Genomic DNA, 18,263 nt, shown 5'->3' on the forward strand with positions numbered 1-18,263 from the left:
TTTTCCGCAGCCCGGACAATCGCAAATCTATTCTGGTGAAGTCCGACAATAGGCGTCAGACAATGTTCAGCATATGGATCAAGCCCAGACTGATAGCGCCAAGCGCCAGCAGCGACAGAATAGCTGTCAGTGTCACCCGCCCGCCAGCGGAAGCCACAGAGCGCACATCGACGCCCAGACCAAGTGCCGCCATGGAAATGATCGTCAGTGCGGTGGACGCAAACTGAATACCGGGAAGAATGGCTTCGGGGATCAGGTGCAGCGAACGCAGTGCCATCATCACCAGAAAGCCGATGATGAACCACGGCACTAATTGCAGGAAGCCGGGTTTTACTTCCGCGTCCTTGTTGCCAGCCAGCACGGAGAGCGCCAGAATAACAGGGCCGAGCATCAGCACGCGGACGAGCTTGACCAATGTGCCAAGCTGCACGCTGATTGTGGCGATTGGAGCGGTGGCAGCCAGAACCTGCGGCACGGCATAGACCGTCAGCCCGGCAAGAACGCCATATTGTGTGAAATTCAATCCCAGCAACGGCACCAGCAGCGGCAGAAGCAACACTACGACAACGCCCAGAATGGCAGTGAATGCGATGGAAGCCGCAACATCTTCACTGTCTGCACCAATGACGGGAGCCGTTGCCGCAATCGCCGAGTTACCGCAGATGGAATTGCCACAAGCAACCAGAACAGCCATGCGATGCGGCAGCTTCAGTAATCGTCCAATCCCGTAGCTGAATGTAATGGCCATCACCACAACACAGGCAATGCCAAATATAAGGCCGGGACCAGCGTCAATGACGGCACTGGCACTGATCGAAGCGCCAAGCAGCACGACCGCAATTTCCAGCAGAAGTTTTGCGGAAAAGCTGATGCCTTTGGAAAACTGCTTGCCGGGGCGGAAAATGGTCCGGACTGCGGTGCCAATCAGAATTGCCAGCACCAGTGCTTCCAGCCAAGCTTTTCCGGTATAATGCTCTTCAATCCTTTCAAGCCCGATCGCCACAGCCGAAACAGCAAGGCTAAGTGCAAGCCCGGGGAGAATGTTCTGAAATTTTGTGGCAGTTGCGGTGGTCATCGGAATCAGCATTCAAATCTTGAGAAATATTTTCCAATGAGATGCGCTAATTCTTCTGTTCATTCCATCGCATAATATGGCACAATTCATTCGATAAAATCGAACGATTAAAGCTATGACACTGGAACAACTGCGTATTTTCATCGAAGTGGCCGAGCGGGAACACCTTACCCGTGCCTCAGAAGCACTTAATCTCACGCCATCGGCGGTGAGTTCGGCGATTCGCACGCTCGAAGAACGCTATGGCGCGATGCTTTTCAATCGCATCGGTCGTCGTATCGAGCTGACAGGCGATGGCCGCATATTTCTGGATGAAGCGCGCGCGACGCTGGCCCGTGCGCAATCGGCAGAGCGTATGCTTTCAGAACTTGGCGGCGGCAAACGCGGTACTCTTACGATCCATGCCAGCCAGACCATCGCTAGTTACTGGCTACCGCCTTATCTGGCGCGGTTTCATGCGACGCATCCGATGATCGACTTGCGCCTGACGCTCGGGAACACCGAGAGTGTCACGCAGGCCACGCAAGAAGGACTGGCGGATATCGGTCTCGTGGAAGGCGCTGTGCAAGCTCCCGCCCTCACGAAGCGCAAGGTTGGAACGGATCAGCTTATTGTTGTCACAGGCCCTGCCCATGAATGGCGCACTGCCGCTAAACTCACATGGGATACGTTGTTCAGCGGCCAATGGATATTGCGTGAACATGGGTCAGGCACTCGCAGCGTGTTTGAAGATGCGATGCGGGTTGCGGGTTACAATCCTGAACGCCTCAAAATAGCTCTGGAACTTCCATCCAACGAAGCGATCTGTTCGGCCGTCCTGTCAGGCAATTACGTGACTGCAATTTCGGAACTCGTCGCAGCACCGCATCTTGCAGCAGGCACACTCGTCAAGGCCGATTTTACTCTCCCACAACGCCAGTTTCTGATGCTGTCGCATAATGACCGCTATCAGTCAAAGGCGCTTAAATCTTTCGCTGACATGCTGATGAGAGAACCGGACATGTCGCGCGCAGAACAACTCCCCGACCGATAACCACTGTACGCTTCTTCCACGGGTATATCCCCGCACATCCCGGCCCACTATGTGCGGATCGGGAATGATCCGCACGTCGATCTGGAGGAGGTAGACATGAGCAGGAATAGAGGCGTTGTTTATATGCGCCCGGGTAAAGTCGAAGTTCGTGATATTGATGATCCGGTGTTGAGCGCTCCCGATGGGCGCAAGCTGGACCACGCCGTCATCCTGAAAGTGATCACCACCAATATTTGCGGCTCAGACCAGCACATGGTGCGTGGTCGTACCACCGCAATGCCCGGCCTTGTGCTCGGTCATGAGATCACCGGCGAAGTGATTGAAAAAGGCAGCGATGTCGAAATGCTCGAAGTGGGCGACATCGTATCCGTACCGTTCAATGTCGCCTGCGGGCGCTGCCGTTGCTGCAAGTCGCAGGACACCGGCGTTTGCCTTACCGTCAATCCATCACGCGCTGGCGGCGCTTATGGCTACGTCGATATGGGCGGCTGGATCGGCGGGCAGGCACGCTATGTCATGGTGCCTTATGCCGACTTCAATCTGCTGAAATTCCCAGACCGCGAACAGGCCATTGAGAAAATTCGCGATCTGACCATGCTGTCCGATATTCTGCCCACCGGTTTCCACGGGGCGGTGAAGGCAGGCGTCGGCGTAGGCTCCATTGTCTATGTGGCTGGTGCTGGTCCTGTTGGGCTTGCCGCGGCCGCATCTGCTCGCATCTTAGGTGCTGCGGTCGTCATGGTCGGCGACTTCAACAAGGAGCGACTGGAACATGCCCGCAAGGTCGGTTTCGAGCCGATTGACCTTTCAGCCAGTGATCGCCTTGGCGATATGATTGCCGAAGTGACTGGCAGCAACGAAGTGGACAGCGCCATTGACGCGGTTGGCTTTGAGGCCCGCGGCCATAGTGGTGGCGAACAACCGGCCATTGTTCTGAACCAGATGATGGAAATCACCCGCCCGGCAGGCTCCATTGGCATTCCGGGTCTTTACGTGACCGAAGATCCGGGCGCTGTCGACAGTGCTGCCAAGCAGGGAAGCCTGTCTCTGCGCTTTGGCCTCGGCTGGGCAAAGGCACAATCTTTCCATACCGGTCAGACTCCGGTGGTTAAATATAACCGCCAACTCATGCAGGCTATTCTGCATGGCCGTCTGAACATTGCCGATATCGTCAATGCGCAGGTGATTTCATTGGAAGAAGCGCCGCAAGGCTATGAAAGCTTTGATCACGGGGTGGCGAAGAAATTCGTACTCGACCCGCACGGTATGCTGACAAAGGCTGCTTAAAAGATTGATGCCGGGAGCTTTGGCTCCCGGCAATTCACTTTAGCGAATGGATTTAACCAGTTCAGGCTGGGTAAAGCAGGTTGGTGCCAGCCCATTCTTTGACTGCCAAAGACCAATCGAACGACGGGTTTTGAAGCCCGGAAGACCATCGGCCTTACCAACATCGTAACCCTGCGCCTGCATACGCTTCTGCATCGCCAGAATGTCGGAGCGATACATGGTGCCGACATTGCCCCATTGCGTCTGGAAATCACCCGCGCCATAGGCAATACGGTCGCCAACATGACCGATGAAGAGCGCATAGAGATCGCTCATATTGTAATCTTTGATGACGTAGAAATTCGGCGTCACGATAAAGGCCGGTCCATAACGACCAGCGGGCATGAGCAGAAAGCCCTCGCCGCGCATTTCATTGGCCGGAAACGCCTTGCCGTTGGTGCGGGAGATACCAAGCTTTGCCCATTCGGCAAATGTCTTACCCTGGTCTGGCCCTTCCAGAGAACACGAAATATTCTGAGGCACATTGACTTCATAGCCCCAGTCACGTCCGGCCTGCCAGCCATGGATTTTTAGATAATTGGCGATGGAGCCAAGCGTATCGGGCACCGAATTCCAGATGTCTCGCTTGCCATCACCATCAAAATCAACAGCATGTTTGAGATAGGATGTCGGCATGAATTGCGGCTGACCCAGCGCACCCGCCCACGAGCTTTTCATCGAACCATTGGAGATGTAGCCGCGTGAGGTGATCTGGAGTGCTGCAATCAGCTCTTTGCGGAACATTTCCTTGCGCGTTGCCATGAAGGCCTTGGTGCCTAGTACTTCAAAGGCATTGTACGGAATTTTGACCGTGCCAAAGCCCGATTCGCGCCCCCAGATTGCCACAACGATGCGGCCCGGCACGCCATATTGCTGCTCAATGCTTTTAAGCAGGCTTGCATTCTGACCAAGCCGCGCTTTGCCGCCGCTTGTGACAGAACCAATCGTTTTGGCATTGAAATATTTGCCCGGCGCGCCGAACTCCGCCTGTTTCTGCTCTTTCGGCGTTGTTGGCTTTTCGCCCGGAATGACAAGATCAGGCAGCTTCCAGTTGATCGTAACACCTGCAAAAGCCTGCTCAAAAACAGGGCGTGAAACACCTGCCGCCTTTGCTTCGGGCCAGAGGTCTTTTTCAATCCAGTTGCGATACTGGCTCTCAACCTGCGCTTTAGAGGGAGCTGCAAAAGAAGGCGCTGCAGATAGGGACGCAGCCACACAAAGAGCCGTGGTCAGGCCTCGCTTCCAGAATGCAGCCTTCATACACGTCTCCCAAAACAGAATAATTGAAGATTAAAGGGTCGTTCGCGCTCGCAATGCAGCCGCTAGCGTTCCTTCATCGAGGTAATCAAGCTCACCGCCAACAGGAACGCCATGCGCAAGCCGTGTTACACGGACTTCAAAATTCATCAGCTGATCGGTGATGTAATGCGCTGTCGTTTGGCCTTCGACTGTGGCATTCACTGCGAGAATCACTTCCTTGATGTCGCCCGTTGCAACGCGCTCGACCAGCCCTTTGATGTTGAGATCATCCGGGCCAATGCCATCCAGAGGCGACAAGCGACCGCCCAGCACATGATAGCGCACATTCATGGTGCCCGCGCGTTCAAGCGCCCAGAGGTCGGACACATCTTCCACGACGATCAGCGTTGTCGGATCACGACGAGCATCAGTGCAAATGGTGCAGGGGTCAGAAGTATCAACATTGCCGCAACACGAGCAGATGCGCACTTTTTCAGCTGCCTCTTGCATGGCACCGCCAAGCGGCACCAGAAGCGCCTCTTTTTTCTTGATCAAGTGCAACGCCGCACGACGCGCAGAACGCGGCCCCAATCCCGGCACACGGGCCAGAAGTTGGATCAGACGTTCAATCTCGGGACCAGCTATACGTTTGGACATGATTTAAGGCAGTAAGGCAATAGGGGAGTAAGGCAATAGGGAAAATGCAGGCAGCAGGGCTTTTAGCAAATAAAACTTACTGCCCTACTGCCTTATTCACTTACTGCCTTAAAACGGCAGTTTGAAGCCCGGAGGAATTGGCAGACCGGCGGTGAGCGACTGGGTCTTTTCAGCCATTTCAGCTTCGAGCTTCGCCTTGGCATCATTATGAGCTGCAATGATCAGGTCTTCGAGGATTTCGACCTCGTCTTCCTTGGCAAGTGAAGGATCGATGCGCAGAGCCGACAAGGTGCCCTTGCCCGAAAGCGTGACAGTAACCAGACCGCCACCCGAAGAAGCGGTTGCTTCAAGATTGGCAATCTCGTCTTGCATGACCTTCATCTTGGCCTGCAGTTCCTTTGCCTGTTTCATCATGCCCATCATGTCACGCATGGGTTCACTCCATCATTTTTTGAACGCGCATCTTACTCCGAAAACCGCTTCGCACTTTTCGGGATGCGCTCTAAAATTCAATCATCGTCAGAAGGCGCGCCGGGCACGTCTTCGACAGTATCAAGGTCTATATCGTCATCATCGCCCTGTTCTGCAACGGCAATGCGGACATCTGTTATCTTCGCACCCGGAAAAGCTGCAAGAATGGCGGCAACATCGGGATCAGCGCGCGCATCGGTCACGAGGTTATCGCGACGCTCGGTTTCAGCTTCTGCAACCGTTTGCCCAGAAACGTCACGCGCAACTGTCACGACCCAGCGAATGCCGGTCCAGTTGTGCAGGCGCTGCGAAATATCGCTTGGCAGCGATTTCGGTGCATCGTCGGTCAGGCCGATCTCAAGCCTTCCGGCAGCGATGGAGGACAGGCGCACGCAGTTCTTGACCAGAATCTTGAACTGCATGTCGCGGAACTTATCAGCCAGCGCGACGATATCATTGAGGCTGTTGATCTGAACCGAAGGCTGTGGTGTGCTATCGACAAACTGCTGTGGAGCAGGCGGTTGAACCGGCTGCGGCTGTGATTCCACCAGACGCATGGCTGTTGCAGGACCACCCGATGCAGGCATCATAGTTGAGGCGGAAACCGCATCGACACTGCCGCGCGCTTCTGGCTGCGAACCGCCATTTGGCCTTGCGCCGCTTGGAGATTGCGGACGAGTAACCGAAGCAGAACCGTTTTCAAGCCCACGCAGTGCTTCATCAAGTGTTGGCAGATCAGCGGCATGGGCCAGACGGATCAACAGCATTTCTGCGGCCTGCACAGGCCGCGTTGCCGTATCGACTTCGGCAATGCCCTTAAGCAGCATTTGCCATGTCTGCGACAGCACGCGCACCGACAGCTTCTGCGAAAAATCGCGACCGCGAACGCGCTCATCTTCCGAGAGCGATACATCTTCCGCCACATCCGGCGTAAAGCGCAGACGTGTCACCAGATGATTGAAATCGGCAAGATCCGTCAGCACGACCGATGGGTCGGCTCCGACATCATATTGCGCACGAAATTCGGTCAAAGCGCCAGCAACGTCGCCACGCATAATCATCTCAAAAAGATCGATAATGCGTGCACGGTCGGCAAGACCGAGCATCGAGCGCACGGCTTCCGCCGAAACATGACCTGCGCCATGCGCGATGGCCTGATCGAAAATGGAGAGCGAATCGCGTGCCGACCCCTCACCCGCACGCGCAATCATCGCAAGCGATGTGTCATCGACTTCGATTGCTTCTGCTTCGGCAATCCGACGCAGATGTGCAGCCAGCGTACCCGATTCGATGCGGCGCAGATCAAAACGCTGACAGCGCGACAGAACCGTGATCGGAACTTTGCGGATTTCGGTGGTGGCGAAGATGAATTTCACATGTGGCGGCGGCTCTTCAAGCGTCTTCAACAGGCCATTGAAGGCCTGATTGGACAGCATGTGCACTTCGTCGATGATATAGACTTTGTAGCGTGCCGAAACAGGTCGATAGCGCACCTGCTCGATGATTTCGCGAATATCATCGATACCTGTATGCGAAGCCGCATCCATTTCGATTACATCGACATGGCGGCCTTCCATGATCGCCTGACAATGCTCACCCATTACGGAGAGATCAATCGTCGGCTGATCGACAGAATCAGTCTTGTAATTAAGCGCGCGCGCCAGAATACGCGCCGTTGTGGTCTTGCCCACACCGCGAACACCAGTCAGCATCCACGCCTGCGCGATACGACCAGTCTCGAACGCGTTTTTCAGCGTGCGGACCATCGGCTCCTGGCCGATCAGATCATTGAAATTCTGGGGGCGATACTTGCGGGCGAGAACGCGATAAGCGCCAGTTTCGGATTTTGTGTCCATTGCGACCCTTCCGTTCCCTGTTCGCTTGTTCCGATCAACAAACTCTAAACAGTTTGGACCGCAGACGAAAGTGACTTCGACGCTGGCTTAGCAACCATCAACAGCCATAATCGTCATGAAAGAAAGGTGGGAGGCTGGCACGATGACCCGTGCCGTGCTCGTTGGGGCTGCTTCCTTCCGGACCTGACCCGGTTGGCGAGTGGCTCGTCCACCACCAACCTCCCACGCTGCATATCGTCAATTATGAAGCAAAAAGCAAGAAGGGCATGGCGCAAAAAACAAGCGCAGAGACGAAAAAACTGATAAGAATTCTATTATGGAACAGTTTGAACTCGATAAACGGCTTTCCGCCGACACTTTTTCAGTGGTCCCGCTCGGCCTTTGCGAGCTGCGGCTCATGAATGACAAGCGCTGGACATGGCTTATCCTCGTTCCGCGCCGTGGCTCTTTGAGCGAAATTCACGACATGACCCCGCTTGATCAGACCATGCTGACCTTTGAAACCGGCATTGTTGCGCAGGCGGTCAAGAAGCTGACCAATTGCGAGAAAATCAACAGCGGTGCACTTGGCAACATCGTACGCCAGCTGCACATCCATGTCATTGCGCGCAATGAAGGCGATGCAGGCTGGCCCGGCCCTGTCTGGGGGCACGGCACCCGCGAACCCTATAGCGATGCTGACGCACAAAAGCTGATTGAAGAAATCCGCGAAGCACTCTGATCCCCTCCCAAACATTTCCCGAGAACATCATGGCTTTTCGCCTTTACGACCTGCCGGAGACAGAACCGAGCCGTCTTGTCGGCTTTGCAGGCAACCGCATTGATCGCCTTTCCGAAAAACGACAGGACGATTCCGCTTTTACAGCGCTGGAGTTGCCTGAAACCCGAGTGATGGTTTTAGGCGGCAATAAGCTTCTTCTTGATTATACGCAAGAAAACGCGCCCCGCGCCCTGTTCTCACTGGAACAAGCACAGGCATTTTCGCCTGATCTCAATGAGCCGGTACTGCTGGGACTTCAAGATGGCGCACCGATTGTGGCACTCATGGCACCGCTCGATCCGGATGCTCTTGCAGAGCCGTTTCGGGCGCAGGACTATCGCAGCATCTACATGGAAGGGCTCGTACCTGCAGATATCGTCGGTGCTTTGGCACAAGCCGCAGCACTGACCGCATGGCACAGCAACCACCGTTTTTGCGGGCGTTGTGGCACAAAAAGCGAAATGCGTGCAGGTGGTGGCAAACGTGTCTGCCCGAATTGCGGTGCCGAGCATTTTCCGCGCACTGATCCCGTGGCTATCATGCTGCCTGTTCGCGGTGAGAAATGTATTCTCGCGCGCAGCCCACATTTTACCGCAGGGTCTTACTCCTGCCTTGCTGGCTTTATCGAGCATGGCGAGACAATCGAAGCTGCTGTGCGCCGTGAGAGTTTTGAGGAAATGGGGCTCAAAATCGGCCGCGTCGCCTATCATGCGAGCCAGCCATGGCCATTCCCCTATTCACTGATGATCGGCTGCCATGCCGAAGTACTGTCTGACGACTTCACTATTGATCGTTCGGAACTGGAAGATGGTCGCTGGTTCGACAAGGTGGAAGTGCGTGCCATGCTTGCAGGTAAACATGAAAATGGGCTGCGTGTACCGGCATCCGGTGCCATCGCAACCCACCTGATCAAAGCCTGGGCGAGTAGTTAACTATTCAGCCGCCAACAACTGCGTGCCGCGCGTATCAGCCCCCTTATAGACGCCGAGAATGCGCACTTCCTTGGTGAAGAAGCGCAGTTCTTCCAATGCGAGCTGAAGGTTCTGGTCTTCCGGATGGCCTTCGACATCAGCATAGAACTGAGTCGCAATGAAACGGCCACCGATCTGATAGCTTTCCAGCTTGGTCATGTTGATGCCGTTAGTAGCAAAGCCACCGAGCGCCTTATAAAGCGCGGCTGGCACGTTGCGAACACGGAAGACAAAAGTTGTGACAATGCGCTCGCCGTTTTCTGGACGTGGCTCCCATTTTTTGTTCTTGGACAGAACGACGAAGCGGGTCACGTTGTCTTCCGAATCCTCAACATTCTCCTCGAGAATATCAAGACCGTAGAGTTCAGCCGCAAGACTTGGCGCAAGCGCCGCCATTGAGCGATCTTTCATGTCGGCAACGAGGCGTGCAGCGCCCGCAGTATCGCCTGCAATCACTGGCTTCCAGCCATTGCTACGAATGACATTGCGGCACTGACCAAGCGCATGAATATGGCTGTGAACAGTCTTGATTTCTTCGCGCTTGACGCCCGGAAGCACCATAAGCTGGAAGTGGATCGGCAGGAAATATTCACCAACGATATGCATATCAGCAAGCGGCAGCAAATAGTGAATATCGGCAACGCGGCCTGCGAGCGTGTTTTCGATTGGGATCATGGCAAGATCCGCAACACCGCTTTCGACCGCATTAAAGGCATCCTCAAAAGTCGGGCACGGCAAAGGCTCCATATCGGGAAACATGTTGCGGCAAGCCGTATCGGAATTGGCGCCCGCTTCACCCTGAAAGGAAATCCGGTTGGTCTTCATCGTGTCCGTACTTTCTGAAATGTTTCGCAACAATCGAAACTAGAGCATTTCTGAATTAAGCTAAATCAGAGGAAATGCTCTACTCTTTTGTTTTCCGCACATCTTGTACCGAAAACCGGTTCCCACTTTTCGGGATGTGCTCTCTCTATCACAATCCCTTTGCGATAATTTCCCGTGCCCGGTCAAGATCAGCTTGCGTATCAACGCCAAGCGGAACGGTCCGGACAATCTCGGCTTCAATGCGCATACCATCTTCAAGTGCGCGCAATTGCTCAAGTTTTTCGCGCTTTTCGAGCGGCGAAGGACCGATCTTCACAAAACGCTCCAGCGCCGCACGGCGATAGGCATAAAGACCGATGTGATGATAAAGCGGACCATCACCATAAGGGGCGGTGGCGCGCGTGAAGTAGAGCGCGCGCAGGCGTTCGCCATCATTCATCGGCGAACCAACGATCTTGACCACATTGGGATTGATCTTTTCTTCATCCACGGTGATCTCGACGCCAAGCGTTGCGATATCGGCAGGTCCATCGACCAGCGGCAATAATGCACGGCGGATTGTTTCAGGGTCGATTGTCGGCAGATCACCCTGCACATTGACGATCGCCTCCATCTCGCCATTCGGATCGACTTTCTGCAGCGCCTCATAAATGCGATCCGAGCCCGACTCATGATCGCTGCGCGTCATAATGACCTCATGACCATGTGCCTGAACGGCTGCAAAAATCTCTTCGCTGTCAGTCGCCACGACAGTACGACCGAGCTTGGCTGCCGCAGCACGGTCGGCCACATGCACGATCATCGGCTTGCCGCAAATGTCGGCGAGAGGCTTGTTTGGCAGGCGTGTGGAGGCCATTCGCGCCGGAATGAGTGTTAGTGTTTTCAATGTCTGAAGCATGATCGCCTCTTGGTGTTTAATGTGGCCTTAAAAGGTCTGATGTTGCTTCCTGGCGACCTTTATCTGCATAGCAAATGCAGCAAAAGTGTCAAAAAGTCACGGGGGTAGCACCCCTTATAGGTGTTGCACCCCCCCTGTAAAAGACCTAGTTTCCGCCCAATGCCGGGGAGAGACTTGCTAGCCTTTTACACAGGTTCTGCATGCCGGCTTTGGAGGCGTTGAGTAGAGGGAGCGCTGACCGGCGATGAATTCAACCCGGACTAATAAGTTTATCATGGCTTTTCTGGCAACGGTTTTCGTTGTCATGACAACGGGCATTCTGTCCGATACGCTGTTTCATGCACCCGCACCTGAAAAGCCAGGTTTCATAATCGAAGCGGCAGAAGCTTCGACTGGTGGTGAAGCTGCACCTGCCAAGGAAGAAGTGTCGATTGCAACTTTGCTGCAATCCGCTGATCCTGCACGCGGCGAAACCGTCTTCAAGCGTTGCGCGGCATGTCATACCGGTGAAAAGGGTGGCGCCAATAAGGTTGGACCACATCTTTGGGATGTGCTGGACCGTCCAGCTGCCTCTGTTGAAGGTTTCGGCTATTCGGCTGCGATGAAAGAATTTGGTGCTGCTGGCAACAAGTGGGATTACGAACATCTCAACAAATTCCTCACCTCGCCAAAGGGCTTCATCAAGGGCACAGCCATGGGCTTTGCTGGCGATAAGAAGGACAATGAGCGCGCCGATCTGATTGCTTATCTGCGCACGCTTTCCGACAATCCTGCCCCGCTTCCGACTGCCGATGCAGCCCCTGCGGAAGGTGGCGAAGCAAAACCTGAAGGCGCGGCGCCTGCAGGTGAAGCTGAAAAGCCTGCAGAACAGGCTCCAGCGGGCGGCGGTGAAGCACCTGCGCCGGCACAGCCAGCGCCAGCGAACTAAGCTGATTGAAATATCGAGAAAAAGCCGGGTTTCGACCCGGCTTTTTTATTGCCTGCATGTTTTTTCAACTTGTGCCTTTCTTCCTCCGCAAAAACCCATAAAAATCGCTCCCAAAATATCCGAAGCAGAAACGGAGATGCTGGATGAGAGGTTTTTGGGCGGGAGCGTTCGCAGTAGCCATGCTGGCGAGCACGGTATCGTTTGGTCATGCCACGGATGCCGAGCCTCAATGGAGATATGCTTCCAGCCTTATCGGCGAGCCCAAATATCAGGCAGACTTCAAACACTACGACTATGTGAACCCTGATGCGCCGAAAGGCGGCTCACTCAATCAAGTGGCAGTCGGCACATTTGATAGCCTCAATCCGTTTGTGGTTCAGGGCGTGCCCGCAGCAGGACTCGCCGATTTTGGCGGCGGAATGCTTTACGATACACTGATGACGGACTCGCTGGATCAGGGATCGACACAGTATCCGCTGATTGCGGAGGCTTTGCAGTATCCCGATGATTTTTCCTGGGTGAAGTTCAAACTCAATCCCAACGCCAAATGGCATGATGGCAAACCGATCACTGTCGATGACGTTATCTGGTCTTTCGATATCCTCAAGAAGCAGTCGCCGCTTTACAACAAATATTATAGCGATGTGGAAAAAGCCGAGAAGACCGGCGACCATGAGGTGAAATTCACCTTCTCGCAGACCGGCAATCGCGAGTTGCCACAGATTGTTGGTCAGCTTGCCATTCTGCCAAAGCATTGGTGGGAAGGTAAAGATGCGCAGGGCAAGCAGCGCGATATCAGCCGCCCCACATTGGAAATTCCGCTCGGCTCCGCCGCTTACAAGATCAAGAGTATCGTGCCCGGCCGCTCCATCATCTGGGAACGTGTAGCCGATTATTGGGGCACAGACTTGCCTGTAAATGTCGGACGCAATAATTTCGATGAAGTGCGCTACGAATATTACTTCAACGAAGATGCGACATGGGAAGCCTTCAAGAAGGGCGGTCAGTACGATTACCGCAATGAGAATCGCGCACAGCGTTGGGCCGAGCAGTATAATTTCCCGGCGGTGCAACGTGGCGATGTTGTAAAAAAATCATTCCCGTTCAATGCGGTCGGTCGAATGCAGGGATATTTTCTGAATACCCGCAAGGATAAGTTCAAAGACCCGAAAGTACGTGAAGCGCTGACCTATGCTTTCGACTTTGAATCGATGAACCGCCTTCTGTTCTTCAATCAGTACACCCGCATCAACAGCTATTTTGCTGGCAACGAACTGCAGCTGAGCGGAGCGCCAACGCCGGAAGAAAAGGCAATTCTTGAAACCGTAAAGGACGCGCTACCAGCCGAGGCTCTGACCGAAGAGTTCAAGCTTCCGGTTTACGATACGCCACAGGCAACACGCGATAATCTGCGCAAGGCGTTGCAGCTTTTTGGCGAAGCGGGCTGGAAATTGCAGGGCAACAAGCTTGTTGATGCCAACGGCAATCAGTTCACGATTGAATTTCTGGGGAAAGACCCAACCGACGAACGTATCTATAATCCGTTTGCAGCAAGCCTGCGCAAGATTGGTATCAATGCGACCGTTCGCATAGTTGATACCGCGCAGTATCAAGCCCGCGTTAATGACTTTGATTACGACGTAATCACCTCCGTCACCGCACAGACCGCCTCGCCAGGCAACGAGCAGCGCGATATGTGGGGTTCGAAAGCCGCGGACTTCAAAGGTAGCCGCAACTATGCGGGCATCAAGAATCCGGCCATCGACAAACTGATCGACCGAATCATCTATGCGAAGGATCGCGAGGAGCTGGTCGCGGCATCTCATGCCCTCGACCGCGCATTGCTGTGGAATTATTACGTCATTCCGCAATGGTATTCCGACCACATCAACGTGGCCTACTGGAACAAATTCAGTATGCCGGAAGAGCAGCCTGAATATATGGGGATTGACCCATTTTCCTGGTGGATAGACCCTGCGAAGGAAACCAAGATCAAGACTGGCACTGAATAAGGACGGCGAAAATGACCATCCTACTTATGGACCGTCGCCATTTTCTAGGTCTTTCAGGCAGTGCCGCCATTGCGGCCTGCCTTCCAGAAATGGCCTTTGCCAAATTGCCAATCCAAAAAGCATTGCATGGATTATCGGCATTTGGCGAACTCAAATATCCGGCAGATTTTACGCATTTCGACTATGTGAATCCCGATGCGCCAAAGGGCGGAACATTCACTCTGGCACCGAACACATGGTTCTGGAACCAGAACACACAGACCTTCAACACGCTCAACACTCTGACGTTTAAAGGCGATGCGCCGCCGCGCATGGAACTCACTTTCGACAGCCTGATGGCCTCAGCACTCGATGAACCTGATTCCATGTATGGTCTGCTGGCGAAGAGCGTAACTCTGTCTGAAGACCGCCGGTCTTTCCTGTTTGATCTTCGTAAAGAAGCACGCTTTCACGACGGCTCACCCATTGAAGCGAAGGACGTGGTCTTCAGCTATGTGACGGTCAAGGAAAAGGGGCATCCGCTCCTTCGACAATCGCTGGCGGCTATTGAAAAAGTGGATGCAGTCGGAACGTATCAGGTGCGTTTGCGCCTTGCAGAAGGTCGAAATCCGCAGGCAGTTCTTGATTCTCTTGAACTCCCTATCCTTTCTGCAAACTGGTTCAAAGATCGCAATTTTGACTCGGCCAGCATGGAAGCCGTTCTTGGATCTGGCGCTTACCGGGTCGGAAAAGTGTCTGCTGGGCAGGCAATCGAATATGAGCGTGTAGAGGATTATTGGGCGAAAGATTTGCCCGTAAGGCGCGGCACCAGCAATTTTGATCGCATTCGGATTGAGTTCTATCAGGATCGCCAGCCGGAGTTTGAAGCCTTCAAGAAAGGTGCCATAGACTTTCGCGAAGAGAATGTCGCAAAGAACTGGGCGACGACCTATGACTTCCCCGCCGTTCAGCAGAAAAAAGTCATCAAGCGCACATTTCCGAGAGAGAAGCGTCCACTGATGCAGGCATGGGCGCTCAACCAGCGCCGCGAACGTTTCCGCGATCCGCTCATACGTGAAGCCATCAATCTTTGCTTTGACTTCGAGTGGACCAACGCAAACCTGTTCTACAATACTTATGAGCGCTCGCAATCATGCTTCAACGGCTCGGATTTCGAGGCGACGGGAGCGCCGGGATCAGACGAGTTGAAGATCCTCGAACGCTACCGTGACAAGCTTCCGCAGGAGATTTTTGCGGAAGTTCCGGTCATGCCGGTTTCCGACGGCACCGGACGAGATCGCAAACTTTTCTCGCGTGCCGTTGATCTGATGCAGCAGGCAGGTTTTGAACGCAAGAACGGTCAGTTCCATGACAAGAGCGGGACGAAATTCTCGCTGGAAATTCTCAGCAACTCAGATGCCTTTGGACGCATTTACAATCCCTTTGTACAGAAGCTGCGGGCAATTGGCATTGATGCGAGCCAACGATTGGTCGATGCCAGCCAGTATCAGGCAAGGTTGCAGAATTTTGATTTCGATATGGTCGGCATGGCGATCCAGTTCAGTGCGACGCCAACCAAGGATTCGCTTTCGAGCATGTTCGGATCAGAATCGGCAAAAACACCGGGCACTTACAACTTTCCGGGCACGTCTGATCCCATTATCGACGCATTGATCGAGGATGTGGGCAAGGTTTCCACGCGCGACGAACTAGTCGCAACGATCCGGGTGCTTGATCGGTACTTGCGTATCCGGCGCGAGTGGATTCCAAATTGGACTGTAGCGAATCACCTGGCGGCCTATTGGGACCGTTTTGGTTTCAAGGAGCCAAAGCCCGATTATGGCTTCCCGGTTGAGACGCTTTGGTGGATTAAAACATAACCCCAAAAAGGGGACCCGTTTTCGGGCAAGATCATGATCTTGAAAAACAAAAGGGCAAAAGCTGTTGGCAAGCCATAAGAGCAACCTGAATTTCCGGAGCCGCGAAGGCTGATGGGCGCTTATATTTTACGCCGCCTGCTTTTGATGATCCCGACCATTCTCGGCATCATGGCCATATCCTTCGCCGTTGTTCAGTTTGCTCCCGGCGGACCTGTTGAGCGCGTGATTGCACAGCTTTCCGGTCAGGGCGGCGATGCACTTGACCGTCTTTCGGGCGGTGGCAGCGATTTTGGCCAGAACAACCTAGACAGTGGTTCGTCCAACTCAAAATATCGCGGTGCGCAAGGGCTCGACCCACAGTTCATTGCCGATCTTGAAAAGCAGTTCGGCTTCGATAAGCCGCCCCTTGAGCGCTTCGGACAGATGCTCTGGAACTATATGCGCTTCGATTTTGGTCGCAGCTATTTCCGCGACATCAGCGTGATCGACCTCATCAAAGAGAAAATGCCGGTTTCCATCTCGCTCGGACTGTGGCTCACCTTCCTGTCCTATCTGATCTCGATCCCGCTTGGCATTCGCAAGGCGATCAAAGAAGGCACCCGCTTCGACACATGGACCAGCGCCATCATCATTGTAGGCTATGCTATTCCGAGCTTCCTGTTCGCCATCCTGCTGATCGTGCTTTTTGCCGGTGGTTCGTTTTTTGACTGGTTCCCGCTCCGTGGCCTCACCTCGCCTGATTTTGCGCAAATGTCGGTATTGGGAAAGATCGGCGATTATCTCTGGCACATGGTTCTGCCCGTAACAGCTCTGGTCCTGTCGGCCTTTGCCACCACAACCCTTCTGACCAAGAACTCGTTTCTGGAAGAAATCCGCAAACAATATGTGACCACGGCACGCGCCAAGGGACTGACCGAACATCAGGTGCTTTACCGCCATGTGTTCCGCAATGCCATGCTGATCGTAATTGCTGGTTTTCCGGGCGCCTTCATCTCGGCATTCTTCACTGGCTCACTGCTGATCGAAACGATCTTCTCGCTCGATGGTCTGGGGCTTCTTGGCTATCAGTCGATCATCAACCGCGATTATCCGGTAGTGTTTGCCAGCCTGTTTATTTTCTCGCTGATCGGGCTTTTGGTCGGGCTTTTGTCTGATCTTATGTACACATGGATTGATCCGCGCATCGACTTTGACCGGAGGGACGTGTGATGACAGACGCCACTCTTTCCCCTCAGGCCAAGCCGGTAAAGCGCCCGTTTCTTTCGCCGCTCAATCGTCGTCGCTGGCAGAATTTCAAAGCCAACAAGCGCGGATACTGGTCGCTGTGGATTTTCCTCGTGCTTCTTGTTGCAGCGATCTGTTCCGAGTTTATCGCTAACGACCGCCCGATCCTCGTTTCCTACAAAGGCGAGCTGCTCACGCCGGTTTTTGTCGATTATCCGGAAGAAAAATTCGGAGGCTTTTACGCCGTCACCGATTACCGCGACCCGGTTATTCAGGATGAAATCAAGAATAATGGCTGGGCAATCTGGCCACCCGTTCGGTATTCCTACAACACCGTCAACAACGAGATTCCAGAAGCAGCACCTTCAAAGCCTACATGGCTTTATACGGCAGAACAGCGTTGCCAGCGTTACCCGGACGGTATCAACGACCCGAACTGCATCGTCGGCAACTGGAACTGGCTCGGCACTGATGATCAAGCGCGCGATGTCTTTGCGCGCGCGCTTTATGGCTTCCGCATCTCGGTAATGTTCGGTCTGATCCTCACCTTCTTCTCCGCCATCATCGGCGTGACAGCTGGTGCTGTGCAGGGCTATTTCGGCGGTTGGGTCGATCTTATCTTCCAGCGCGTGATCGAAATCTGGTCTTCGATCCCGGTGCTTTATCTACTGCTGATTATCGCTGCGATATTACCGCCCGGATTCTGGGTATTGCTGGGTATTATGTTGCTGTTTTCATGGGTCGCCTTTGTCGGCGTGGTGCGTGCTGAATTCCTGCGTGCCAGAAACTTTGAATATGTGAATGCAGCCCGTGCACTCGGCGTGAAGAATGGCACAATCATGTGGCGACATCTTTTGCCCAACGCGATGGTCGCAACGCTTACCTTCCTGCCGTTCATTCTCAATGGTTCGATCACGACGCTGACAGCGCTCGACTTCCTTGGCTTCGGTTTGCCGCCAGGCTCGGCCTCGCTTGGCGAATTGCTTGCGCAGGGCAAGAACAATCTTCAAGCCCCATGGCTTGGCATTACAGGCTTTGTGGTTATCTCGGTCATGCTGTCGCTGTTGATCTTCATCGGCGAAGCCACCCGTGACGCATTTGATCCACGAAAGGCATTTCAATGAGCCGG

At 54.0% G+C, this 18,263-nt stretch carries 16 protein-coding genes and 1 other RNA gene; 9 read left to right on the plus strand and 8 right to left on the minus strand.

Annotated elements, in window-relative coordinates:
* Positions 1-55 precede the first annotated feature (55 nt).
* On the minus strand, positions 56-1,075 hold the full coding sequence (locus ABWV94_RS05790; protein WP_353412808.1) for a YeiH family protein: 1,020 nt from the start codon (positions 1,073-1,075) through the stop codon (positions 56-58).
* A 115-nt stretch (positions 1,076-1,190) separates the two neighbouring features.
* On the opposite strand from ABWV94_RS05790, the gene ABWV94_RS05795 reads away from it, so the two are divergent.
* Positions 1,191-2,108 carry a LysR family transcriptional regulator gene (locus ABWV94_RS05795; RefSeq protein WP_113496104.1) on the plus strand — a complete coding sequence of 306 codons (918 nt, stop codon included), beginning with the start codon at positions 1,191-1,193 and terminating at the stop codon, positions 2,106-2,108.
* A gap of 96 nt (positions 2,109-2,204) precedes the next feature.
* The gene (fdhA, locus tag ABWV94_RS05800; protein WP_007872961.1) at positions 2,205-3,395 is read left to right on the plus strand and encodes a formaldehyde dehydrogenase, glutathione-independent; all 1,191 of its coding nucleotides are present in this window, start codon (positions 2,205-2,207) and stop codon (positions 3,393-3,395) included.
* A 39-nt stretch (positions 3,396-3,434) separates the two neighbouring features.
* On the opposite strand, the gene ABWV94_RS05805 is transcribed toward fdhA, so the two are convergent.
* The 5 genes from ABWV94_RS05805 to ffs form a co-directional block, all read right to left on the minus strand.
* Entirely contained in the window at positions 3,435-4,694 is a 1,260-nt protein-coding gene (locus ABWV94_RS05805) for a lytic murein transglycosylase (RefSeq protein ID WP_007872959.1), read from the minus strand.
* A gap of 30 nt (positions 4,695-4,724) precedes the next feature.
* Entirely contained in the window at positions 4,725-5,330 is a 606-nt protein-coding gene (recR, locus tag ABWV94_RS05810; RefSeq protein ID WP_007872956.1) for a recombination mediator RecR, read from the minus strand.
* Positions 5,331-5,438: 108 nt separating this feature from the next.
* Positions 5,439-5,762 carry a YbaB/EbfC family nucleoid-associated protein gene (locus ABWV94_RS05815; protein ID WP_113496106.1) on the minus strand — a complete coding sequence of 108 codons (324 nt, stop codon included), beginning with the start codon at positions 5,760-5,762 and terminating at the stop codon, positions 5,439-5,441.
* 77 nt (positions 5,763-5,839) lie between these two features.
* The gene (locus ABWV94_RS05820; protein ID WP_113496107.1) at positions 5,840-7,657 is read right to left on the minus strand and encodes a DNA polymerase III subunit gamma/tau; all 1,818 of its coding nucleotides are present in this window, start codon (positions 7,655-7,657) and stop codon (positions 5,840-5,842) included.
* A gap of 126 nt (positions 7,658-7,783) precedes the next feature.
* Positions 7,784-7,880, minus strand: an RNA gene (gene ffs, locus ABWV94_RS05825) — signal recognition particle sRNA small type.
* Between the two features lie 93 nt (positions 7,881-7,973).
* Between ffs and ABWV94_RS05830 the strand changes: the two genes are divergently transcribed.
* Both ABWV94_RS05830 and nudC read left to right on the plus strand, forming a co-directional pair.
* Positions 7,974-8,378: an HIT domain-containing protein gene (locus tag ABWV94_RS05830; protein WP_064322327.1), complete on the plus strand. Its 405-nt coding sequence runs from the start codon at positions 7,974-7,976 to the stop codon at positions 8,376-8,378.
* Positions 8,379-8,407: 29 nt separating this feature from the next.
* The gene (gene nudC, locus ABWV94_RS05835) at positions 8,408-9,349 is read left to right on the plus strand and encodes an NAD(+) diphosphatase (protein WP_007872948.1); all 942 of its coding nucleotides are present in this window, start codon (positions 8,408-8,410) and stop codon (positions 9,347-9,349) included.
* Here the strand turns inward: nudC and ABWV94_RS05840 are convergent, their stop codons facing one another.
* Positions 9,350-10,213: a prephenate dehydratase gene (locus ABWV94_RS05840; protein ID WP_007872946.1), complete on the minus strand. Its 864-nt coding sequence runs from the start codon at positions 10,211-10,213 to the stop codon at positions 9,350-9,352.
* A 148-nt stretch (positions 10,214-10,361) separates the two neighbouring features.
* Positions 10,362-11,111, minus strand: coding sequence for a 3-deoxy-manno-octulosonate cytidylyltransferase (locus ABWV94_RS05845; RefSeq protein WP_079211334.1), 750 nt, complete (start codon positions 11,109-11,111; stop codon positions 10,362-10,364).
* A gap of 244 nt (positions 11,112-11,355) precedes the next feature.
* Between ABWV94_RS05845 and ABWV94_RS05850 the strand changes: the two genes are divergently transcribed.
* The 5 genes from ABWV94_RS05850 (at position 11,356) to ABWV94_RS05870 (ending at position 18,258) form a co-directional block, all read left to right on the plus strand.
* Positions 11,356-12,039 (plus strand): c-type cytochrome, encoded by a 684-nt coding sequence (locus tag ABWV94_RS05850; RefSeq protein ID WP_007872941.1) that lies wholly within the window; start codon positions 11,356-11,358, stop codon positions 12,037-12,039.
* Positions 12,040-12,182: 143 nt separating this feature from the next.
* A complete protein-coding gene (locus ABWV94_RS05855; RefSeq protein WP_113496109.1) occupies positions 12,183-14,051 on the plus strand; it encodes an extracellular solute-binding protein in 1,869 nt (622 codons plus the stop codon).
* An 11-nt stretch (positions 14,052-14,062) separates the two neighbouring features.
* A complete protein-coding gene (locus tag ABWV94_RS05860; RefSeq protein ID WP_113496110.1) occupies positions 14,063-15,910 on the plus strand; it encodes an extracellular solute-binding protein in 1,848 nt (615 codons plus the stop codon).
* A 111-nt stretch (positions 15,911-16,021) separates the two neighbouring features.
* Positions 16,022-17,119: a microcin C ABC transporter permease YejB gene (locus ABWV94_RS05865; protein WP_079211331.1), complete on the plus strand. Its 1,098-nt coding sequence runs from the start codon at positions 16,022-16,024 to the stop codon at positions 17,117-17,119.
* Positions 17,119-18,258 carry an ABC transporter permease gene (locus ABWV94_RS05870; protein WP_112804555.1) on the plus strand — a complete coding sequence of 380 codons (1,140 nt, stop codon included), beginning with the start codon at positions 17,119-17,121 and terminating at the stop codon, positions 18,256-18,258. Before ABWV94_RS05865 ends, ABWV94_RS05870 begins: the two co-directional genes overlap by 1 nt.
* The last annotated feature ends 5 nt before the right edge of the window (positions 18,259-18,263 follow it).

It is taken from the genome of Brucella sp. NBRC 12953, from assembly GCF_040369775.1.
Taxonomy (GTDB): domain Bacteria; phylum Pseudomonadota; class Alphaproteobacteria; order Rhizobiales; family Rhizobiaceae; genus Brucella; species Brucella pseudogrignonensis.